Source organism: Nocardioides ferulae, assembly GCF_003660455.1.
Lineage (GTDB): Bacteria > Actinomycetota > Actinomycetes > Propionibacteriales > Nocardioidaceae > Nocardioides > Nocardioides ferulae.
Map to the genome: position 1 here is coordinate 26,828 of NZ_QZVR01000023.1, position 21,070 is coordinate 47,897.

The following is a 21,070-nucleotide window of genomic DNA, read 5'->3' on the forward strand; positions in this document are numbered from 1 at the left end:
GGGTGCCGGTGATCCCGGCGCCCCCTCCGCTGCGTCCTGCCCCTTCGAAAAACCAGATGAGGACCGTCGGCGCCCACCCCTAGCGTCGACACCGATGACCGTGACCACCACCCCTCCCTCGGCGACCCCACCGTCGCCGCCGGCCGCCGCGCCCAGCGCCGCGACCGGCGCCGCCCGACCCGATCCGGCGCGCACCGTCGACTGGCGCCGCCTGAAGCGGCCGGTCGCCGCAGTCGCCATGGTCGCCTCGTTCACCGCCGCGGTCGGACAGGCCCTCGGCACGGTGGTCGCGGGCCGGCTGGCCGCCGAGCCGGGCGTGGGCCTGGTGTGGCTGCTCGCCGCCTGCGTCGTGGGGGCCGCGCTGCTCGACTCCGCGGGGCGCGTCATCTGGGCCGGCGTCGCCGACCGGGCCGAGGGCCGGCTCCGGGCCGACCTGCTCGACGCCGCGCTCGCGCAGCCGCTCGGAGCGCTCTCCGAGCAGGCCGTCGGCGAGGTGATGGACCGCGTCGACGACGACACCTACGAGGTCGGCGTGTTGGTGCGCCGCCAGCTCTGGGACGCCCTGCGCACCCTCTTCGCGACCGTGCCGATGTGGGTCGTGGCCGGCCTCACCTGGTGGCCGGCGTGGCTGCTGCTCCCGGTCCTCACCGTGGTCACCGTGGTCGCGGTGCGCCCGCTGCTGCCCGAGGTTTCGCGACTCAAGGTCCTCGAGGAGATGGCCTGGACCGACCATGCGGCGGCCCTCGAGGAGGGCGTGGCGGGGCGCGACGACCTGCGCACCAGCCTTGGCCAGGCCCACGTCGTACGCCGGCTGGCCGGGCTCTCCGCCGAGGTGCACCGCCGGCTGGGCTCGGTGCTGGCGGCCGAGACCCGGCTGGCTCGACGGGCCGGGCTGCTGCTGCACGGGCTGCTGGCCGGGGTGGCCGTGGCGGGGGTGGCGCTGGCGGTGGCCGACGGGCTGTCGGTCGCCCGGCTGGTGACGCTGTTCCTGGTCACCTCGACGTTCGTGGGTCAGGTCAACAACCTCGCCCAGCACCTGCCCGACCTGCAGGCCGGGCTCGGGGCCCTGGTCAGGCTGCGCCAACTGCTGGAGTCGCCGGCCGAGCCGTCCGGAGGGCTCCCGGTGCCCGACGGCCCCCTCGACGTGGAGTTCCGCGACCTGCACTTCTCCTATCCCGAGGGCTCGTTCGCGCTGCGCGACGTCGACGTGGTCGTCCCGGCCGGTCACACCTGCGCCCTGGTGGGCCGCACCGGCTCGGGCAAGTCCACGTTGGCCGCGCTGGTCTCGCGGGCGGTCGACCCCGCGCCGGGCACGGTGTTCGTCGGCGGGGTCGACGTGCTCGAGCTCGACCTGCAGCAGCTGCGGGCCAGCGTCGGTGTGGTCACCCAGCGCACCGAGATCCTGGCCGGCACGCTCGCCCAGAACATCGCGCTCTTCGCTGACCTGCCGCGCGCCCGGGTCGAGGCCGCGGTGGACGAGCTCGGTCTGGGCTCGTGGGTGGCCGGGCTGCCCGACGGCCTCGACACCCGTCTCGGGCCGGGCGGCACCACGCTGAGCGCGGGGGAGGAGCAGCTGGTCGCCTTCGCCCGGCTCCTGGTCCGTGACGTGCGGGTGGTGGTGCTCGACGAGGCGACCGCGCGCATGGACCCGGTCACCGAGGCGCTCGTGGTGCACGCGGCCGACCGGCTCCTGGCCCGGCGCACCGGGCTGCTGGTGGCGCACCGGCTCGGCACGATCGAGCGTGCCGAGCTCGTCGCCCTGCTCGACCACGGCCGGGTGGTCCAGCAGGGTCCCCAACGGCAGCTGGCCGAGGCCCCCGGGCCGTTCCGCGACCTGCTGGACTCCGCCGCCGCCGAGGTGCCTCCGCCTGCAGGTGCCCTCCCCTCCCTCGACGCGCAGCCGACGACCCAGCCGACGACCCAGGCGACGACCCGGATGACCCCGTCGACGGGGCCCGGCCGGGCCGTCGGAGGTCTGCGGCGCAGCGGGCCGGCGCCGGAGCGACCCGAGGTCGGCTCCGGGCCGAGCCTCACGCGGGGCATCGCGCACGTGCTGCGCATCCACCCCGAGTGGGGGCTGACCGGGGCGGTGCTGTTCCTGCTGGTCTCGCTCACCGGTGCCTACGGCGCCCTCACCGGCTGGACCTGGGGCCGCATCGTCGAGGACCTCCAGCGCGGCGGCACTCCGGCCGGCCTCACCGTGCTCCTGGTGGCCAGCCTGCTGGTCTCCCCGATGCTGCTGGCGGCGGCCTTCCGCCGCTACCCGCACTGGTGGATCGCGGTGCGCCAGCGCACCCGCCTCGCGGTGCTCGTCGGCCAGACCTCGCAGCACCGGCTCAGCCGCACCCCTCCCGGCGAGGTGGTCTCGCGGGCGATGGACGCCGACCGCTATGCCCGCTACGCCGACCGCTGGGTCGACTTCGCCAACGGCCTGGTGATCGTGCTGGTGACCAGCCTGGCCGGCGGGAGCCTGCTCGCCGGTGGGGTGCTGCTGGCGGTGATGGTCGCCTCCGCGCTCGCCTCCTCCGTGGGGCGCCCGATCGCCGGGCGCTCCGCCACGGCCGCCTCGCGATCGCGGGCGCGCTTCGGCCGGTCGCTGGTCTCGGTGCTCGACAGCGTGCGCACGGTCAAGCTGGCCGCCGCCACCCCGGCGGTGCGGCGCCACCTGCGCGACGTCGACGGCGGGCGGGTCGAGGCGGCGGTGCGCGAGCACCGGGTGCAGGCCGCCCTCGACGGTGTCCCGGTGGTGATGGTGCAGGGCGGTGTGGTCGCCGCCTGGGCGGTGCTCGTCGCCGGCGGCTGGGATCTCGGCACGGCGCTGCTCGTGGCCAGTGCGGTCAACGGCTTCGACTGGTTCGGCCGGGTGGCGGGCGCGGTGATCACCGAGGCGCCGGGCACCCGCTCCTGGCAGCAGGCGACCAGCCGGCTCGCGGGTGGCACCGACCTGATGCGGCTGCCCGAGGGGGTCGACCTGGTCCGCGGTCAGGCGCCCGACCCGGCGCCGGCCCCCCGGGTGCCGCTGCGCCGGCTCGAGCTGCGCGGCGTCGACGCGGTCCACGACGACGGCACCCGCGGCGTCACCGGCGTCGACCTGAGCGTCGAGGCCGGTGAGCTGGTGCTGCTGCTCGGCCAGGTGGGCTCCGGCAAGTCCAGTCTGTTGGCCGCGCTGGCCGGCCTGGTCGACCACACCGGCTCGATCACCTGGAACGGCGTCGAGGTCACCGACGCCGAGGAGTTCCTGCGGCCGGGCCAGGTCGCGCATGTGGCGCAGGTGCCGAGGGTGCTCTCGGGCAGCTTCGCCGACAACGTGGTGCTGGGTCACGACCGCGGACTGGCCGATGCGGTCGCCGACGCCCGCCTGCACCGCGACGTCGAGGAGGCGGGCGGGCCGCACGCCCTGGTCGGCCACCGGGGGGTGCGGCTCTCGGGCGGGCAGGTGCAGCGGCTCGCCCTGGCCCGCGCGCTGGCCACCGAGGCCGAGCTGCTGCTCGCCGACGACGTGTCCAGCGCCCTGGACGCAGCCACCGAGGTCGAGCTCTGGTCGGCGCTGCGCGAGCGCGGGGCCACCGTGGTCGGCGCGACCTCGAAACGGGCCGCGCTCTCGCGCGCCGACCGGGTCGTGGTGCTGGTCGACGGGCGGGTCGCGGCGAGCGGGCGGTGGTCGGACCTGGCGGGCGACTGGGGCCACCTGGCCGGCTGAGCAGTGGCTCAGCCGTAGAGCCCGAGGAAGCTGCGGGAGGCGGCCTCCACGATCTGCTCCGGGCTGGCCTCGAGGGTGCCGTCCAGCCAGGCGGCGATCAGCTCGGCCATGCCGCCGACGAAGAGCAGGCCGGCCACCGCGTTCTCCCGCTCGCTGCGCCGCGGCAGGCCGAGCATCTCGTGGGCCTCCTCGGCGGCGCGGTGCGCGAAGTGGTGCAGCAGCTCGGTGCGGCGTCCGCGCAGCTTGGGCATCGCGCTCGCTTCGATGATCGCCACCCGGCCCTTGCGGGGGTCGGCGACGAGGAGTTCGACGAACGCCCGGATCGAGGCCTGCACGCGGGCCGAGGGGTCGGTGCCCGCCTCGTCGGCCGCCTGCCGGGTGCTCTCCTCGATGTCGGTGGCGATCTGGTCCATCACCGCGGTGAGAGCGTCGTCGAGGCTGCGGAAGCTCTCGTAGAAGTAGCGTTCGGTGAGTCCGGCGCTGGCGCACACCGCGGTCATCGTGGTGCGGGTCTCGGCGTCCGCCCACACCGCGAGGGTGGCCTCCATCAGCTGGGCGCGCCGCTGGGCAGCGCGGTCCTGCGCGCTGACGCCCCGGTAGACCCCCGACTGCACGGCCATGGCACCAGCCTCTCACGCACCACCTGCCCCGCGGCCGACCGCACCGCCGAAGGTTGACAGGACTCCCTTCCTGAATCAGGGTGGCATGACCCACGTCACCCGCAGAGGTTGGTGCTCCATGGCCGTTCAGTCGTCCCGCCCCTCCGAGCCCCGGCAGCAGCCGGTGCCGCTCGCACCCTCGCTCCCCGGCGACAGGGGGCTGCCGGTGGTCGGCCGGTTCTTCGAGTACTCCCGCGACCCGGTCGGCCTGATGCGCCACCAGTGGAAGGCCTACGGTCCGGTCTCGCCGTTCCGGGCGCTGGGCCGGACCCGGGTGATGCTGCTCGGGCCCGACGCCTGCGAGGCGGCCCTGCGCAACAAGGACAAGGCGTTCGCGAACGGTCCGGCCTGGTCGCAGCTCGTCGGGCCGTTCTTCCACCGCGGCCTGATGCTGCTCGACTTCGAGGAGCACCACGCCCACCGGCGGATCATGCAGGAGGCGTTCACCCGCGACCGGCTCGAGGCCTACACCGCGCGGATGCACCCCGCCGTCGAGCGCGGACTGGAGGGTTGGGACACCCAGGCGGGGTTCCGGGCCTACCCCGCGTTGAAGCAGCTCACCCTCGACATCGCCGCCGACATCTTCATGGGCGGCGCCGAGGACACCTCGCGTGAGGAGATGGACCGCGTCAACCGCGCCTTCATCGCCTGCGTCCAGGCGGCCGCGGGCGTGGTGCGCGCCGACGTCCCGTTCACCCGGTGGGGCCGTGCCTACCGCGGCCGGCGGGTGCTCGAGGAGTTCCTGCGGCACTACCTGCCGACCAAGCGCGCCACCCGCACCGACGACATCTTCTCGGTGCTGTGCCACATCGAGACCGAGGACGGTCGCCGGTTCAGCGACGACGACGTCGTCAACCACATGATCTTCCTGCTGATGGCCGCCCACGACACCTCGACGATCACGGTCTCCACGATCCTGCAGCATCTCGGCCAGCACCCCTCGTGGCAGCAGCGCTGCCGAGAGGAGTCCCACGCCGCAGTCGACCGGCCGTCACTGGGCGAGCTCGAGGGCCTCGAGTCGCTCGACCTCGTGATGAAGGAGTCCTTGCGGCTGCGGGCGCCGGTGCCGACCCTGGTGCGCCGCGCCGTCAAGGACACCGTCGTCGAGGGGGTCCGCATCCCCGAAGGCGCCGACGTCGTCGTCGGGGTGCAGTTCTCCCACCTGATGGACGAGCTGTGGAGCGACCCCACGACCTTCGACCCCGACCGATTCTCCGCCGAGCGGCGCGAGGGCCGCTCGCACCGCTATGCCTGGGCGCCGTTCGGCGGCGGGGTGCACAAGTGCATCGGCCTCTACTTCGCCGGCGCCGAGGTCAAGGCGATCATGCACCGGCTGCTGCGCGACTTCGCCTGGTCGGTCGACCCCGGCTACGTCGCCCCGCTCGACTTCCACTCGCTGCCGTTCCCCACCGACGGGCAGCCGGTCGACCTGGTCCGCACCCGTGAGACGGAGCGGCTCGTCCCTTGACAGCGACGCGCACCACTCCAAGACTGACAGACACTTCTGTCAGATAGTCCTACAGCGAGGTGCCGTCATGGCTCGTCAGATCAGTGGAATGTCGATCATCGTGACCGGCGGTGCCCGCGGCATCGGCCGCGCGACCGTGGAGCGGTTCGCCCGGCAGGGCGCGCGGGTCGCCATCGGCGACCGCGACGCCGACCTCGCCGCCGAGGTGGCCGCGTCGTTCGGCGACCGGGTCGCCGCCGCCCCCCTCGACGTCACCGACCCTGCCTCGTGGCAGGAGTTCCTCGGCGCCGTCGGCCACCTCGGCCCGTTCGACGTGCTGGTCAACAACGCCGGCATCATGCCGCTGGGCTCGGTGCTGAAGGAGTCCGACGACGTCGCGCGGGCCATCGTCGACGTGAACCTGCACGGGGTCATCAACGGCACCAAGGCCCTCGCCCCCGGCATGAGCGATCGCGGGCGGGGCCACATCGTCAACGTCGCCTCCGCGGTCGGGCGGGTGGCGGTCGCCGACGGCGCCACCTACTCGGCCTCGAAGTTCGCCGTGGTGGGCTTCAGCGAGGCGCTGCGCTCCGAGCTCGCCCCCAGCGGCATCGACGTCACCGTCGTGCTGCCCACCGTCGTCCAGACCGAGCTCGCCGCCGGCGTGCCGACGGCGCGTGGCGTGAAGGCCGTCACCGCCGAGGACGTCGCCAAGGTCATCGAGTCGGCCCTGCGCCGGCCACGCGCCGAGCTGTGGGTCCCCCGGTGGGTCCAGGGCCCCACCAAGGCGATCCAGGCGATGCCGCGTCCGGTCCAGGACCTGCTGGCGCGGGCGTTGGCCGCCGACTCCGTGCTCCGGCACGCCGACCCGGCCGCCCGCGCGGCGTACGAGGACCGCGCTCGGCGCGCGAACGCGGCCGACTGAGACCCGAGTGAGAGACGCGTCTCAGGAATAGCGGACGGGGCCCTCCCGGTTGGAGGATGGGAGTGCTGCGCACGGTCCTCGGGGCCGTGCCCCGGCGTCTTGTCGACCGAAAGCGATCCCCTCGCATGACCCTGACCGCCCCTGGCGCGTCCGATACGCCTCCGCACACCCGCGAACCGGAGCCGGCCGACCATGCCGGGCTGGCCATCCTCGCTCTCTCCGTCGGGGGCTTCGCGATCGGCACCACCGAGTTCGTGACGATGGGGCTGCTGCCCCAGATCGCCGAAGGCGTCGACATCTCGATTCCCACCGGCGGACACGTGATCTCGGCCTACGCGCTCGGCGTGGTGATCGGCGCCCCGGTCCTGGCCTACTTCGGCGCCCGCTGGCCACGACGCGGTCTGCTGATCGCCTTGATGAGCGCGTACGCCGTGTTCAACCTGGCCAGCGCGGCCGCCGGCAGCTACGGCGTGCTGATGGCGGCCCGGTTCCTCGACGGGCTGCCGCACGGCATCTACTTCGGGGTGGCGTCGTTGGTGGCCGCGAGCCTCGTGCCGCCCGAGCGCACCGGCCGCGCGGTCGCCAGCGTGATGCTCGGCCTCTCGGTGGCCAACGTGGTGGGGGTGCCCGCCGCGACCTGGCTCGGACAGAACCTCGGCTGGCGGGCGGCGTACGTCGCCACCGCCATGATCGCGCTGCTCACGGTGGCGATGGTGCGTCTGTTCGTGCCGGCGACACCCGCCGACCGCGAGGCGAGCGGGCGCCGCGAGCTGGGCGCGTTCGGCAGCCTCCAGGTCTGGCTGACCCTGGCCGCGGGAGCGGTCGGCTTCGGCGGCATGTTCGCGGTCTACTCCTACATCAGCCCCACCGTCACCGACGTCGGCGGGCTGCCGGAGGCCACCGTGCCGGTCTTCCTGCTCTCGTTCGGCCTCGGGATGGTGGTCGGCACCTGGCTGGCCGGCGAGCTCGCGGCCCGGTCGGTCTTCGGCTCGCTGCTCGGCGGAGCGATCGGCACGATGGCCGCGATGCTGGTGTTCTGGGCGGTCGCACCCTACGGCTGGTGGCTGCTGCCGGTGGTGTTCGCCATCACCACTCTCGGCTCGGTGCTGGTGGTCAACCTGCAGCTGCGGCTGATGGACGTCGCCGGCGAGGCCAAGACCCTGGGGGCCGCGATGAACCACTCCTCGCTCAACGCCGCCAACGCGCTCGGCGCCTGGCTCGGCGGTGTGGTCATCGCGGCCGGCTACGGCTACCGGTCACCGGCGCTGGTCGGCGCAGCCCTGAGCGTGCTCGGCATCGCCGTGCTGCTGTGGTCGGCCGCGGTTCACCGCCGCGACGACCATTCATCCGCCAGCAGGTCGTAGAGCGCCAGGTCCGCGCGGCCCTCGCGCACGTTCGCGCCCAGCCGCTCGACGCCGAACTGCCGGAACCCCGCCGACTCGATGACGTGCCGGGACGCCGTGTTGTCGACCGCGGCGTACGCCGTCACGCGGCGTACGCCCAGCTCGCCGACCACGTGGCCGGTGACCAGCCGCATCGCCCGGCTCATCACGCCGCGGCCGCGCGCATCCGGGTGGGTCCAGTAGCCGATCTCGCACTGGACGCCCGGCTGCCAGTCGAACCAGCCGATCGTCCCGAGGATCGCGTCGTCGCCCTCGGTGACCGCCCAGGTCACCCCGGTGCCCTCGGCGAGCTGCTGGGTGCGCGACTCGATATAGGTGTGGGCGTCGTCGAGGGAGTAGGGGGAGGGCAGCTGGCCCAGCCAGCGCTGGGTCCGCTCCTCCGAGCACGCCTGCTGGATCCGCTCGGCATCGCCGGCCCCGATCGCGCGCAGCCGCAGCCCCTCGCCCTCCAGGAGCGGCACCGAGAGCCACGGCGTCCGAGGCTCGCGCGGGTCGTCGCGCAGCAGTGTCCCCACCCAGCCGTCGCGCAGCTCGCCGCGCTGGGCCAGCCAGCTCCGCACGGTCCCTTCGACGGTGAAGCCGAGCCGCCAGGCCACCTTCCGTGAGGCCCAGTTGCCGCGGTTGGCGCGCCACAGGACCGTGTGCAGGTCGCGCTCGGCGAAGCCCCATTCGAGCAGCAGCCGCAGGCCGCGCTCGACCGCTCCGGTGCCGCGCACCGTGGGGTGCGAGCCGTAGGCGACCTCGGCCAGCCCGTCACCCTCGTTGCGCAACGACATGAGCCCGCCGTAGCGCCCCTCGTGTTCGAGGACGAAGCTCCACTCGCGGTCCTCGGCCCAGCCGCGGGGGAGCACCTCGCCGAGGTAGCTCTCGGCGTCAGCCATCGAGTAGGGGACCGGCACCCGGGTCCACCGCTGCGAGAGAGGGTCCTGGCACTGCTCGTAGGAGCCGCGGGCGAAGGCGAGGCTGGGCGGGCGCAGCGTCACGACGCCGTCGGTGAGGGTGGGAGCGGTAGCGGGCTGGCGGTCGTCGCCGAGGACGGTCATGGCAGCGAGGCTCTCATCCCGAGCCGCCGGGCGCCTCCGGGTTTCGGGCGGGTGCCCCCCGTTTCGGAGCAGCGCCCCCTCGTCGGGGAGAATGGCCGCCGTGTCGACTGCTCCCGCCGCCCGTCCCCGTGTCCTCTCCGGCATCCAGCCGACCGCCGACTCCTTCCACTTCGGCAACTACCTCGGCGCCCTGCGCCAGTGGGTGCACCTGCAGGAGGAGCACCAGCCGTTCTTCTTCATCGCCGACCTGCACGCGATCACCGTCGAGCAGGACCCCAAGCTGCTGCACCAGCGGTGCCTGCGCTCGGCCGCGCAGCTGCTCGCGATGGGCATCGACCCCGACCGATCGGCGATCTTCATCCAGTCGCAGGTGCCCGCGCACGCTCAGCTCGGCTGGGTGCTGCAGTGCCTGACCGGCTTCGGCGAGGCCCGGCGGATGACCCAGTTCAAGGACAAGTCCGCCAAGGGAGGGGAGGGCGCCGCCTCGGTCGGCCTGTTTACCTACCCGATCCTGCAGGCCGCCGACATCCTGCTCTACCGCCCGGCGTACGTGCCGGTCGGGGAGGACCAGCGCCAGCACCTCGAGCTCACCCGCGACCTCGCCCACCGGTTCAACACTCGTTACAAGAAGACCTTCCGGCTGCCCGAGCCCTACATCCTCAAGGAGACGGCGAAGATCGCCGACCTGCAGGAGCCCACCCGCAAGATGTCGAAGTCGGCCTCCTCGCCCGCCGGCATCGTCGAGATGCTCGACGACCCGAAGAAGAGCGCCAAGAAGATCCGCTCGGCGGTGACCGACTCCGAGACCGAGATCCGCTTCGACCCCGAGACCAAGCCCGGGGTGAGCAACCTGCTGACGATCCACGGCGCGCTCACCGGTGACACCGTGGCCGACCTCGAGCAGCGGTACGCCGGGCGTGGCTACGGCGACCTGAAGAGTGAGCTCGCCGACATCGTGGTCGAGTTCGTCACCCCGTTCCGCGACCGCACGATCGAGCTGCTCGAGGACCCCGCCTACCTCACCCAGGTGCTGCGCCGCGGTGCCGAGCAGGCCATGGAGGTGGCCGAGGCGACGCTGCGCGACGTCTACGACCGGGTCGGCTTCGTGCCGGCCGTGCCCACCGGCGCGGCTGCGACGGCGAAGTAGGCTTCCCGCGTGGTCACCATCGGCGTCGCAGTCGCCATCCCCGAGCCGTGGGCCACCCAGCTCCGGGACTACCGCTTGGCGGTCGGCGACGAGACGGCCGAGATGATCCCCACCCACATCACCCTCGTGCCGCCGACCGAGATCGAGGACGAGCAGCTGCCCGATATCGAGGGGCATCTCGCGGAGGCCGCCGAGGCCGCCGGCCCGTTCCGGGTGCACCTGCGTGGCACCGGCACGTTCCGTCCGGTCTCGCCGGTGGTCTTCGTGACGCTCGTGGAGGGGATCTCCTCGTGTGAGCGGCTGGCCGCCGGCCTGCGCCGCGGGCCGCTCGACGTGGAGCTGCGCTTCCCCTACCACCCGCACGTCACCGTGGCCCACGAGGTGGACGAGGCCGCACTGGACCAGGCCTTCGCCGAGCTCGCCGACTTCGACTGCGTCTTCGAGGTCGGTCAGATCCACCTCTACGTCCACGACGCCGAGCGCGGTTGGCAGCCCACCCGCGAGTTCCCCCTGCGCGGCTGACCCCAGCGCCGAGCCGGCGAAATGCGACTCGGCGCCCCCGCCGAGGCAGGAGCGCCGAGTCGTAGGGCCTCGGGCAGGCGACCGACGGTCGCTAGGCCCGCGGCCGGTGGATCACAGGCCGTGACGCATCGCGGTGCGCAGGTCCTTGTTCAGCTGCGAGATCACGTCGAGCGGGATCTCCTTGGGGCAGGCCGCGGTGCACTCGCCGATGTTCGTGCAGCCGCCGAAGCCCTCGTGGTCGTGCTGGGCGACCATGTTGACCACCCGCGTGTCGCGCTCGGCCTGGCCCTGGGGCAGCTCGCCGAGGTGGGTGATCTTCGCGCCGAGGAACAGCGACGCCGACCCGTTGGGGCAGGCGGCCACGCAGGCACCGCAGCCGATGCAGGTGGCGACGTCGAACGCGCGGTCGGCGTTCTTCTTCGGCACCGCGGTGGCGTGGGCGTCCGGGGCGGAACCGGTGTTGACCGAGATGTAGCCGCCCTGCTGGATGATCCGGTCGAACGCGCCGCGGTCGACGATCAGGTCGCGCAGCACCGGGAACGCGTCGGCGCGCCACGGCTCGATCGTGATCGTGTCGCCGTCGGAGAACGAGCGCATGTGCAGCTGACAGGTCGTGGTGACCTCCGGGCCGTGGGCCTGGCCGTTGATCATCACGCCGCAGGTGCCGCAGATGCCCTCGCGACAGTCGGAGTCGAAGGCGACCGGCTCCTCGTCGGTGCCGGTCAGCTGCTCGTTGAGCATGTCGAGCATCTCGAGGAACGAGGTGTCCTCGGAGACGTCGTCGAGCTGGTAGGTGCGCAGCTCGCCCGCGGCAGCGGAGTTGGGCTGGCGCCAGATCTTCAGAGTGAGTCTCACTTGTAGCTCCGCTGCTTCATCTCGATGGCTTCGTACACCAGGTCCTCCTTGTGCAGCACCGGCTGGCCGCCGTCACCGCCCCACTCCCAGGCCGCGACGTAGGCGAAGTTCGCGTCGTCGCGCAGCGCCTCGCCGTCCTCGGTCTGCGACTCGGCGCGGAAGTGGCCGCCGCAGGACTCGCGGCGGTTCAGCGCGTCGATGCACATCAGCTCGCCGAGCTCGAGGAAGTCGGCCACCCGGCCGGCCCGCTCCAGCGACTGGTTGAGGGTGTCGGCAGCGCCCAGCACCTTCACGTTGCGCCAGAAGTCGTCGCGCAGCGTGCGGATCAGCTCGATCGCCTTGCGCAGGCCCTCGGCCGTGCGCTCCATGCCGCAGTACTCCCACATGATGTTGCCGAGCTCGCGGTGGTAGCTATCGACGCTGCGGGTGCCCTTGGTGTTCAGGAACGTCGCCACCCGGTTCTCCACCGACTGCCGGGCCTCGACCACGGCGGGGTGCGACTCGTCGATCTTCTCGAACGGTCCGTCGGCGAGGTAGTCGCGGATGGTGTTCGGGAGCACGAAGTAGCCGTCGGCCAGGCCCTGCATCAGCGCCGACGCACCGAGCCGGTTGGCTCCGTGGTCGGAGAAGTTCGCCTCGCCGGTGACGAACAGGCCGGGGATGGTCGACTGCAGGTCGTAGTCGACCCACAGCCCGCCCATCGTGTAGTGCACGGCCGGGTAGATGCGCATCGGCGTCTCGTAGGGGTTCTCCCCGGTGATCTGCTGATACATGTCGAAGAGGTTGCCGTACTTGTTCTCCACGGCCTTGCGGCCCAGTCGGCCGATCGCGTCGGAGAAGTCGAGGTAGACGCCGCGGCGCACCCCGTCGACCTCGGGGCCGACGCCGCGCCCCTCGTCGCACATGTTCTTGGCCTGCCGGGAGGCGATGTCGCGGGGGACCAGGTTGCCGAAGGAGGGGTAGATCCGCTCCAGGTAGTAGTCGCGGTCCTCCTCGGGGATGTCGCGCGGGTCCTTGTCGCAGTCGGCCTTCTTCTTCGGCACCCAGATCCGGCCGTCGTTGCGCAGCGACTCCGACATCAGCGTCAGCTTCGACTGGTGGCTGCCGGAGACCGGGATGCAGGTCGGGTGGATCTGCGTGTAGCAGGGGTTGCCGAAGTAGGCGCCCTTGCGGTGGGCCCGCCAGGTCGCGGTGACGTTGGAGCCCATCGCGTTGGTGGAGAGGAAGAAGACGTTGCCGTAGCCGCCCGAGGCGAGGACGACGACGTCGGCCAGGTGGGTCTGGATCTCGCCGGTCACCAGGTCGCGGGCGATGATGCCGCGCGCCCGGCCGTCGACCACGACCAGCTCGAGCATCTCGTGCCGGGTGAAGTCCTCGACGGTGCCGGCCGCGACCTGACGCTCCATCGCCTGGTAGGCGCCGATCAGCAGCTGCTGGCCGGTCTGCCCGCGGGCGTAGAAGGTGCGGGAGACCTGCACGCCACCGAAGGAGCGGTTGTCGAGCAGGCCGCCGTACTCGCGGGCGAACGGGACGCCCTGCGCCACGCACTGGTCGATGATGTTCGCGCTGACCTCGGCCAGACGGTAGACGTTGGTCTCACGGGCGCGGTAGTCGCCGCCCTTCACCGTGTCGTAGAAGAGGCGGAACGTGGAGTCGCCGTCCTCCTTGTAGTTCTTCGCGGCGTTGATGCCGCCCTGGGCGGCGATCGAGTGCGCCCGGCGCGGGGAGTCCTGGTAGCAGAACGCCTTCACGTGGTAGCCGGCCTCGCCGAGCGTGGCCGCGGCGGCGCCACCGGCCAGGCCGGTGCCGACCATGATCACCGACAGCTTGCGGCGGTTGGCCGGGTTGACCAGCCGCGCCTCGAACTTGCGGGTGGTCCACTTCTGGTCGATCGGGACGCCGCGGGGAGCCTTGGTGTCGGCGATCGGCTCGCCGAGGCGGAAGAAGCCCTCGGCGTCCGACGCGGCCGCGGTGGTGCCCTCGGTGGGGGGAGTGGTCTCAGTCATGAATATGCAGCCAGCCTTAGTCGACGATGCCGAAGAGCACGGAGATCGGGACGAGCGCGAACCCGACGGCGACGATCACGGCGAGCGAGATCCCGGCCAGGTTGGCGCGACGGCGCGAGGCCGCGGTGTTGGTGAAGCCGAGGGTCTGGCAGGCGCTCCAGACGCCGTGCCGCAGGTGCATCCCGAGCGCGACCAGCGCCACCAGGTAGATCAGCACCAGCCACCAGCGCTCCGGCTGGAACCCGGCGACCAGGCGCTCGTAGGGAGAGTCGGAGTTGCTGCCCGGCGTGATCGTGCGCGTGGTCAGGTGCAGGATGTGAAAGACGATGAACGCCAGCAGCGTGACGCCGCCCCAGCGCATCGTGCGCGAGGAGAGCGTCGACTTAGCGACGCGCCGTGCGGAGTACTTCTCCTTGCGGGCCACCGCGGCGCGGTGCCACAGCTTGAAGGCGGAGTACGCGTGGCCGATCACGGCCAGGATCAGCACCACACGCGCGATCCACAAGAAGCCCTCGTAGGGCAGGATCGGCTCTCCGAACTCACGGAGATGGTGGGCGTACTCGTCGAAGGAGTCCTGCCCGGCGAAGACCTTGAGGTTGCCGTACATGTGCGCCAGCACGTAGCCCACGAAGATGAGGCCGGTGACGGCCATCAACAGCTTCAGGGCGATCAGTGATCGCGTCGACCGGCTGCTGGGTGCGAGAGTCGGGGTTGCCACGGGAGGTCACGCTATACCGACCGACGGTCGGCAGAGCACCCCTCGGGGCCCCGGTGTGACCTATCCCCGGTTACTGACGAGTTCACTCAGGACGAAGTTCCCCCGGCTCCCATGCCGAAGGTCACACAGGGTGGTGAGGGCTTCACCACTCCTCCTATGGTTCGGCCTATGACTGTCGAGGGTGGGCTGGACGAGCCCCAGGAGCTCGAGGTCGAGCAGGGATCGCTCGACCTCACGGGACCACAGGACCGGCACGCGGTCGCCGAGTGGGAGGCCGCCGCGGCGGCCGTGCTGCGCAAGGCGCGCCGGCTCGGCGACGACGACCCCGACTCGCTGGTGTGGCAGAAGCTGACCCGCACCACCGTCGACGGTCTCGCGATCACTCCACTGGGCCTCCCCAGCGACCTCGAGGGGCTGGCCACCGCCGGTCGCCCGACCCGCTCCGGTGAGTGGGACGTGCGCGCCCACCTGGCCGGTCCGGACGCGGCCGACCTCAACCGGGCGGCCCTGGTCGACCTCGACAACGGCGTCACCTCGCTGTGGCTCGAGCTCGGGGCCGGCGTCACCGCCGACGAGCTGCCGACGATCCTCGGCGGTGCTCTCGAGGGCGTGCTGCTCGACCTCGCGCCCGTGGTGCTCGACGCGCCCGAGCAGCCGGTGGCCGCGGCCGAGGCCCTGGCCGGGCTGCTGCGCAGCCGGGGGCTCACCCCCGCCCCGGGCACGAACCTGGGGGCCGACCCGGTCGCCGCGCAGCTACGCGGCCTCGCGGACACCGACCTCGACGCGCTGGTCCAGGTGGCCCGGCTGGCGGTGGACGCCGGAACCCTTGGCGTCGTCGTCGACGCCACCGCCGTGCACGACCTCGGCGCCTCCGACGCCCAGGAGCTCGGCTACTCCCTCGCCGTCGGCGCCGCCTACCTGCGGGCCCTGACCGAGGCCGGTCTCGGCGTCGAGGAGGCCCTGGGGCTGATCGAGTTCCGATACGCGGTGACCGACGAGCAGTTCCCCAGCATCGCCAAGCTGCGCGCCGCCCGCCGGCTCTGGGCCCGCGTCGGCGAGCTCAGCGGTGCCGGAGTGGAGGCCCGTGCGCAGCGCCAGCACGCGGTCACCAGTCGACCGATGATGAGCAAGTACGACCCCTACGTGAACATGCTGCGCACCACCGTCGCCGCGTTCGCCGCGGGCGTCGGCGGCGCGGACGCGGTCACCGTGCTGCCCTTCGACACGCCCCTGGGACGACCCGACTCGCTCGCCCGGCGGATGGCCCGCAACACCTCCGCGTTGCTGATCTCGGAGTCCCACATCGCCCGCGTGACCGACCCGGCCGGCGGCGCCTACGCCGTCGAACGGCTCACCGACGACCTCGCCCAGGCCGGCTGGGCCGAGCTCGGCCGCATCGAGGAGGCGGGCGGCGTGCTCGCCGCCCTGGCCGAGGGCTCTCTGCAGGCCCGGATCGACGAGGTGGTCGCCAAGCGCGAGACCGACGTCGCGCGACGCAAACGCCCGATCACCGGCCTCAGCGAGTTCCCGAACCTCGCCGAGGAGCTGCCCGCGCGCGAGCCGGACACCTCCGCGGTTCGGGTCCGCCGCTACGGAGCCAGTTTCGAGGCGCTGCGCGACGAGCCGGTCGCCCGACCGGTCTTCCTCGCGACGATGGGACCGATCGCGGCCCACACGGCGCGCGCGACGTTCGCCACCAACCTCTTCGCCGCCGGCGGCATCGCCGTCGAGGCCGCCGGTGCCACCGCCGGCGTCGACGAGGTGCTCGCCGCCTACTCCGGCCAGCCGGTGGTCTGCCTGGCCGGCAGCGACCCGACGTACGCCGAGTGGGCGGCCGAGCTGGTCGCGGCGCTCCGCGAGGCCGGTGCCCGCCGGGTGATCCTGGCCGGCAAGCCCACCGATGCCATGGGGGTCGACGACTCCTGCGCGATGGGCGTCGACGCCCTCGCGTTCCTGACCCGGACGAGGGAGAGCCTGAGCTCATGAGTGTTCCCAGCAGCTTCGCCGGCCTGCCGCTGGTCTCGGCAGGCTCGACCGCCGACGGTGCCGAGGCCGCACCACCGCCGGTGCCGGCGCCGGGCGTCGAGCCCTGGCTGGCGCCCGAGGGCGTCGAGGTGCTGCCGGTCTACGGGCCCGAGCACCTCGCCGGCCTGGACGGCCTCGACACCCTGCCGGGCCTGACCCCGTTCCTGCGGGGCCCCTACCCGACGATGTACACCACCCAGCCGTGGACCATCCGGCAGTACGCCGGCTTCTCCACCGCCGAGGAGTCCAACGCGTTCTACCGCCGCAACCTCGCGGCCGGGCAGAAGGGTCTCTCGGTCGCCTTCGACCTGGCGACCCACCGCGGCTACGACTCCGACCACCCGCGGGTGCGCGGCGACGTCGGCATGGCCGGCGTGGCGATCGACTCGATCTACGACATGCGCACGCTCTTCGACGGCATCCCGCTCGACACCATGTCGGTGTCGATGACGATGAACGGCGCGGTGCTGCCGATCATGGCGCTCTACATCGTCGCGGCCGAGGAGCAGGGGGTGAAGCCGGAACAGCTCGCGGGGACCATCCAGAACGACATCCTCAAGGAGTTCATGGTCCGCAACACCTACATCTATCCGCCGCTGCCGAGCATGCGGATCATCTCCGACATCTTCGCCTACACCGCCGAGAAGATGCCTCGGTTCAACTCGATCTCGATCTCGGGCTACCACATGCAGGAGGCCGGGGCGACCGCCGACCTCGAGCTGGCCTACACACTGGCCGACGGCGTCGAGTACATCCGCGCCGGCCTCGCCGCCGGCCTCGACATCGACCGGTTCGCGCCGCGGCTGTCGTTCTTCTGGGCGATCGGCATGAACTTCTTCATGGAGGTCGCGAAGATGCGCGCCGCCCGGGCCCTGTGGGCGCGGCTGGTGCGCGAGTTCGACCCGAAGAACCCCAAGTCGCAGAGCCTGCGCACGCACAGCCAGACCTCGGGCTGGTCGCTGACCGCTCAGGACGTCTTCAACAACGTCGGCCGCACCGCCATCGAGGCGATGGCCGCGACCCAGGGGCACACCCAGTCGCTGCACACCAACGCCCTCGACGAGGCCATCGCGCTGCCCAGCGACTTCTCCGCGCGCATCGCTCGCAACACCCAGCTGCTGCTGCAGCAGGAGAGCGGCACCACCGGCACCGTCGACCCGTGGGCCGGCTCCTACTACGTCGAGCGGCTCACCCACGACCTCGCCGAGCGTGCCTGGCAGCACATCACCGAGGCCGAGGCGGCCGGCGGCATGGCCAAGGCCATCGAGCAGGGCATCCCGAAGATGCGCATCGAGGAGGCCGCCGCGCGCACCCAGGCCCGCATCGACTCCGGCAGCCAGAGGGTGATCGGCGTCAACACCTACCGGCTCGAGACCGAGGATCGACTCGACGTGCTGCGCGTCGACAACGACGAGGTCTACCGCCAGCAGATCGCCAAGCTCGAGCGGCTGCGCGCCGAGCGCGACGACGACGAGGTACGCCGCACGCTCGACGCCCTCACCCGCTCCGCCGAGGCGGGCTCCCAGCACGGCAGCATGGACGGCAACCTGCTCGCCCTGGCCGTCGACGCGGCGCGGGCCAAGGCCACCGTCGGCGAGATCTCCGACGCGCTGGAGAAGGTGTGGGGCCGCCACCAGGCGACGATCCGTACCATCAGCGGCGTGTTCAGGGACGAGTCCGGGAGTGCCGGCGCCGAGAAGGTGCAGCAGGTCATCGCTGCGACCGAGACGTTCGAGGAGGACGAGGGGCGCCGCCCGCGCATCCTGGTCGCCAAGATGGGCCAGGACGGCCACGACCGCGGCCAGAAGGTCGTGGTCAGCGCCTTCGCCGACATGGGCTTCGACGTCGACGTGGGCCCGCTGTTCTCGACGCCCGAGGAGGTCGCCCAGCAGGCGGTCGACGCCGACGTGCACATCGTCGGGGTCTCGTCGCTGGCCGCCGGCCACCTCACGCTGCTCCCGGCGCTGAAGCAGGCGCTCGCCGAGCAGGGCCGACCCGACATCATGATCGTGATCGGTGGCGTCATCCCGCCCGACGACGTGGACACCCTGCGCGAGATGGGTGCGGCCGAGGTGTTCCTGCCCGGCACGGTGATCGCCGACTCGGCGTTGAACCTGCTGGCCAAGCTGCGCGAGCAGCTCGGGCACGCGGCTTGAGCCCGGTGCGTCTCCCCGCCTGGGCCGCCGGGGCCGCCTGATGGCGGCTGTCGACGTCGCCGCCCTCGTCGAGGGCGTGCGCGCCGGCCGGCGCGCCTCGGTGTCGCGGGCGATCACGCTCGTCGAGTCGTCCAAGCCCGCGCACCGGACGGCGGCCCGCGAGCTGCTCACCGAGCTCACCGGTCACTCGGGGCACACCGGTGGCGGAGCAGTGCGGGTCGGGATCTCGGGGGTGCCCGGCGTCGGCAAGTCGACGTTCATCGAGGCGCTCGGCACCCGGCTGGCCGCGGACGGTCACCGGGTGGGCGTCCTCGCGGTCGACCCCTCCTCGGTGCGCACCGGCGGGTCGGTGCTCGGCGACAAGACCCGGATGGCCCGCCTCGCCGCCGACCCGCGCGCCTACATCCGCCCCTCGCCGTCCGCGGGCACCCTCGGCGGCGTGGCCCGGGCCACCGTGCAGGCGATCACCGTGCTCGAGGCCGCCGGCTTCGACGTGGTCCTGGTCGAGACCGTGGGCGTGGGCCAGTCCGAGGTCACCGTGGCCGGCATGGTCGACACGTTCCTGTTCCTCACCCTGGCTCGCACCGGCGACCAGCTGCAGGGCATCAAGAAGGGCATCCTCGAGATCGCGGACCTGATCGCGGTCAACAAGGCCGACGGCGACCGCGAGGGGGAGGCCCGGGCCGCGGCGCGCGAGCTGGCCGGCGCGCTGCGACTGGTGCACGGCAAGGGGGAGTGGGCCCCGCCGGTGGTCACCTGCTCCGCGCTCACCGACGTCGGCGTCGACGACCTGTGGCGCCGGGTCATCGACCACCGGGACCACCTCGGCCCCGACGGCCTGGCCGCGAAGCGGGCCCGCCAGCAGCTCGACTTCACCTGGGCACTGGTGCGCGACGAGCTCGAGCAGCGGCTGCGCACCTCGCCGCGGGTCAAGGAGATCCGCGGACAGGTCCGCGAGGCGGTGCTTGCCGGGCGGCTGCCGGCGACGGTCGCGGCCGACCGGATCCTCGCGGCGTACGACGCCCGCGACTGAGTCCGGTCCTGTCTCGGGGGTCGACTACCCTGGGCAGGCCATGGCTGTCCCCTCCGATGAACCCACGCCCCTCGCCTCGCCGCTGCTCTCCTCCGTCGTCGACGCCCACCTCGAGGAGCTCGTCGCGCTGCGCCGCGACCTGCACGCCCACCCGGAGCTCTCGTGGGCCGAGCACCGCACCACCGAGGTCGTCGCGGCCCGGGTCGAGGCGGCCGGCTGGCAGGTGACGCCGCTGGCGCGCACCGGCTTCGTCGCCGACCTCGGCGCCGCCGGCCCCCGGGTCGCGCTGCGGGCCGACCTCGACGCGCTCCCGGTGCCCGACGAGACCGGCGACCCGTGGGCGAGCACGGTCGAGGGGGTCACCCACGCCTGTGGCCACGACGTGCACACCTCGGCGCTGGTCGGGGCCGCGCTCGCGCTGTCGGCGGCCGAGCAGCAGGGGCTGCTCCCGGGCCGGGTGCGGCTGCTGTTCCAGCCCGCCGAGGAGGTGATGCCCGGTGGCGCGTTGTCCCTGCTGGACGCCGGCGCCCTGCGCGACGTCGAGCGGGTCTTCGGCATGCACTGCGACCCCAGCCTCGACGTCGGCCGGATCGGCCTGCGCGAGGGGCCGATCACCGGTGCGGCCGACCACCTCGACGTGAGACTGACCGGCTCCGGCGGGCACACCTCCCGACCGCACCTGACCGAGGACCTCACGTTCGCGATCGGCAAGGTCGTCACCGAGCTGCCCGCGATCCTGTCGCGGCGCCTGGACCCGCGGGCGGGCGTCAGCGTCGTGTGGGGCCGGCTGCACGCCGGGTCGGCGCACAACGTCATCCCCAGCACCGGCCGCCTCGGCGGCACCGTGCGCATGCTCGACGCGATCGCCTGGTCCGACGCCGAGAAGCTGGTGCCCGACCTGATCCAGCAGATCGTCGCGCCGTACGGCGTACACGCCGAGGTCGCCTACCAGCGCGGCGTCCCGCCGGTGGTCAACGAGCAGCGCTCCATCGACCTGCTCACCCAGGCCGTCGACCGGGTGCTCGGCCCGGAGGGGCCGGTGACCACCCAGCAGAGCCTGGGCGGCGAGGACTTCGGGTGGTATCTCGACGTCGTCCCCGGGGCGATGATGCGCCTCGGCACCCGCACCCCCGGCGGCCCCACCTACGACCTGCACCAGGGCAACCTGCGCATCGACGAGCGGGCCATCGGCATCGGGGCCCGGGTGCTCGCGGAGGCCGCCGCCGGGGCGCTGCACGACCTGGCCCCTGGTTCGACTCATCCGGGTTAGTCATGCCCGTGGTGCAACTCGTCGGGACCGGCGGGGGAGAAAGTCCCGTGCAGTCGGTCCTCCGGACCGCTTTACGCACCCGCCCACGGCCTGTTGACTGTGGGCGTCCCGGCACCCGTCGGGGCCCTGAAGGTCCTCCCCATTCGTCGGCGCGCAATCGT

General features: G+C 72.7%; 15 protein-coding genes. 10 read left to right on the forward strand and 5 right to left on the reverse strand.

Features of this window, described 5'->3' with window-relative positions; all coding sequences use genetic code 11:
* Window positions 1-94 precede the first annotated feature (94 nt).
* Window positions 95-3,700, forward strand: a complete 3,606-nt coding sequence (locus D6B71_RS19530) for an ATP-binding cassette domain-containing protein (RefSeq protein ID WP_121258218.1) — start codon at window positions 95-97, stop codon at window positions 3,698-3,700.
* An 8-nt stretch (window positions 3,701-3,708) separates the two neighbouring features.
* Here D6B71_RS19530 and D6B71_RS19535 read toward each other — a convergent pair whose 3' ends face one another.
* Complete coding sequence (locus D6B71_RS19535) at window positions 3,709-4,320, reverse strand: TetR/AcrR family transcriptional regulator (RefSeq protein ID WP_121258220.1); 612 nt, start codon at window positions 4,318-4,320, stop codon at window positions 3,709-3,711.
* Window positions 4,321-4,438: 118 nt separating this feature from the next.
* On the opposite strand from D6B71_RS19535, the gene D6B71_RS19540 reads away from it, so the two are divergent.
* The 3 genes from D6B71_RS19540 (at window position 4,439) to D6B71_RS19550 (ending at window position 8,095) form a co-directional block, all read left to right on the forward strand.
* On the forward strand, window positions 4,439-5,827 hold the full coding sequence (locus D6B71_RS19540; RefSeq protein WP_121258222.1) for a cytochrome P450: 1,389 nt from the start codon (window positions 4,439-4,441) through the stop codon (window positions 5,825-5,827).
* 67 nt (window positions 5,828-5,894) lie between these two features.
* The gene (locus D6B71_RS19545; protein ID WP_121258223.1) at window positions 5,895-6,731 is read left to right on the forward strand and encodes an SDR family oxidoreductase; all 837 of its coding nucleotides are present in this window, start codon (window positions 5,895-5,897) and stop codon (window positions 6,729-6,731) included.
* 125 nt (window positions 6,732-6,856) lie between these two features.
* The gene (locus D6B71_RS19550) at window positions 6,857-8,095 is read left to right on the forward strand and encodes an MFS transporter (protein WP_121258225.1); all 1,239 of its coding nucleotides are present in this window, start codon (window positions 6,857-6,859) and stop codon (window positions 8,093-8,095) included.
* Here D6B71_RS19550 and D6B71_RS19555 read toward each other — a convergent pair.
* Window positions 8,056-9,177 carry a GNAT family N-acetyltransferase gene (locus tag D6B71_RS19555; RefSeq protein WP_164519748.1) on the reverse strand — a complete coding sequence of 374 codons (1,122 nt, stop codon included), beginning with the start codon at window positions 9,175-9,177 and terminating at the stop codon, window positions 8,056-8,058. The genes D6B71_RS19550 and D6B71_RS19555 overlap by 40 nt on opposite strands.
* Before the next feature lie 91 nt (window positions 9,178-9,268).
* On the opposite strand from D6B71_RS19555, the gene trpS reads away from it, so the two are divergent.
* Window positions 9,269-10,324 carry a tryptophan--tRNA ligase gene (gene trpS, locus D6B71_RS19560; protein WP_121258229.1) on the forward strand — a complete coding sequence of 352 codons (1,056 nt, stop codon included), beginning with the start codon at window positions 9,269-9,271 and terminating at the stop codon, window positions 10,322-10,324.
* A 9-nt stretch (window positions 10,325-10,333) separates the two neighbouring features.
* Entirely contained in the window at window positions 10,334-10,846 is a 513-nt protein-coding gene (locus D6B71_RS19565; RefSeq protein WP_121258231.1) for a 2'-5' RNA ligase family protein, read from the forward strand.
* Between the two features lie 111 nt (window positions 10,847-10,957).
* On the opposite strand, the gene D6B71_RS19570 is transcribed toward D6B71_RS19565, so the two are convergent.
* From D6B71_RS19570 to D6B71_RS19580, 3 genes are read right to left on the reverse strand one after another with little or no spacing between them, the layout of a single operon-like run.
* Window positions 10,958-11,701, reverse strand: a complete 744-nt coding sequence (locus tag D6B71_RS19570) for a succinate dehydrogenase/fumarate reductase iron-sulfur subunit (protein WP_121258233.1) — start codon at window positions 11,699-11,701, stop codon at window positions 10,958-10,960.
* Complete coding sequence (locus tag D6B71_RS19575) at window positions 11,698-13,707, reverse strand: fumarate reductase/succinate dehydrogenase flavoprotein subunit (protein WP_121258235.1); 2,010 nt, start codon at window positions 13,705-13,707, stop codon at window positions 11,698-11,700. The genes D6B71_RS19570 and D6B71_RS19575 overlap by 4 nt, the downstream gene beginning before the upstream one ends.
* Window positions 13,708-13,723: 16 nt before the next feature.
* Window positions 13,724-14,425 (reverse strand): succinate dehydrogenase cytochrome b subunit, encoded by a 702-nt coding sequence (locus tag D6B71_RS19580; protein WP_121258236.1) that lies wholly within the window; start codon window positions 14,423-14,425, stop codon window positions 13,724-13,726.
* Window positions 14,426-14,593: 168 nt separating this feature from the next.
* Here D6B71_RS19580 and D6B71_RS19585 point away from each other — a divergent pair, with 168 nt between their 5' ends.
* Genes D6B71_RS19585 through D6B71_RS19600 form a run of 4 tightly spaced genes read left to right on the forward strand, consistent with a single transcriptional unit; the run spans window position 14,594 to window position 20,909 of the window.
* Complete coding sequence (locus D6B71_RS19585; protein ID WP_121258238.1) at window positions 14,594-16,411, forward strand: methylmalonyl-CoA mutase family protein; 1,818 nt, start codon at window positions 14,594-14,596, stop codon at window positions 16,409-16,411.
* Window positions 16,408-18,606, forward strand: coding sequence for a methylmalonyl-CoA mutase (gene scpA, locus D6B71_RS19590; protein ID WP_121258240.1), 2,199 nt, complete (start codon window positions 16,408-16,410; stop codon window positions 18,604-18,606). Before D6B71_RS19585 ends, scpA begins: the two co-directional genes overlap by 4 nt.
* Window positions 18,607-18,646: 40 nt before the next feature.
* Window positions 18,647-19,639: a methylmalonyl Co-A mutase-associated GTPase MeaB gene (gene meaB, locus D6B71_RS19595; protein WP_121258242.1), complete on the forward strand. Its 993-nt coding sequence runs from the start codon at window positions 18,647-18,649 to the stop codon at window positions 19,637-19,639.
* 40 nt (window positions 19,640-19,679) lie between these two features.
* Window positions 19,680-20,909 (forward strand): amidohydrolase, encoded by a 1,230-nt coding sequence (locus D6B71_RS19600; RefSeq protein ID WP_121258244.1) that lies wholly within the window; start codon window positions 19,680-19,682, stop codon window positions 20,907-20,909.
* Window positions 20,910-21,070: the final 161 nt, after the last annotated feature.

Excerpts from the sequence above, each read along its gene's own strand:
- D6B71_RS19530 (WP_121258218.1), top strand. The coding sequence starts at position 95 with ATGACCGTGACCACCACCCCTCCCTCGGCGACCCCACCGTCGCCGCCG.
- D6B71_RS19535 (WP_121258220.1), bottom strand. The coding sequence starts at position 4,320 with ATGGCCGTGCAGTCGGGGGTCTACCGGGGCGTCAGCGCGCAGGACCGC.
- D6B71_RS19540 (WP_121258222.1), top strand. The coding sequence starts at position 4,439 with ATGGCCGTTCAGTCGTCCCGCCCCTCCGAGCCCCGGCAGCAGCCGGTG.
- D6B71_RS19545 (WP_121258223.1), top strand. The coding sequence starts at position 5,895 with ATGGCTCGTCAGATCAGTGGAATGTCGATCATCGTGACCGGCGGTGCC.
- D6B71_RS19550 (WP_121258225.1), top strand. The coding sequence starts at position 6,857 with ATGACCCTGACCGCCCCTGGCGCGTCCGATACGCCTCCGCACACCCGC.
- D6B71_RS19555 (WP_164519748.1), bottom strand. The coding sequence starts at position 9,177 with ATGACCGTCCTCGGCGACGACCGCCAGCCCGCTACCGCTCCCACCCTC.
- trpS (WP_121258229.1), top strand. The coding sequence starts at position 9,269 with ATGGCCGCCGTGTCGACTGCTCCCGCCGCCCGTCCCCGTGTCCTCTCC.
- D6B71_RS19575 (WP_121258235.1), bottom strand. The coding sequence starts at position 13,707 with ATGACTGAGACCACTCCCCCCACCGAGGGCACCACCGCGGCCGCGTCG.
- D6B71_RS19585 (WP_121258238.1), top strand. The coding sequence starts at position 14,594 with ATGACTGTCGAGGGTGGGCTGGACGAGCCCCAGGAGCTCGAGGTCGAG.
- scpA (WP_121258240.1), top strand. The coding sequence starts at position 16,408 with ATGAGTGTTCCCAGCAGCTTCGCCGGCCTGCCGCTGGTCTCGGCAGGC.
- meaB (WP_121258242.1), top strand. The coding sequence starts at position 18,647 with ATGGCGGCTGTCGACGTCGCCGCCCTCGTCGAGGGCGTGCGCGCCGGC.
- D6B71_RS19600 (WP_121258244.1), top strand. The coding sequence starts at position 19,680 with ATGGCTGTCCCCTCCGATGAACCCACGCCCCTCGCCTCGCCGCTGCTC.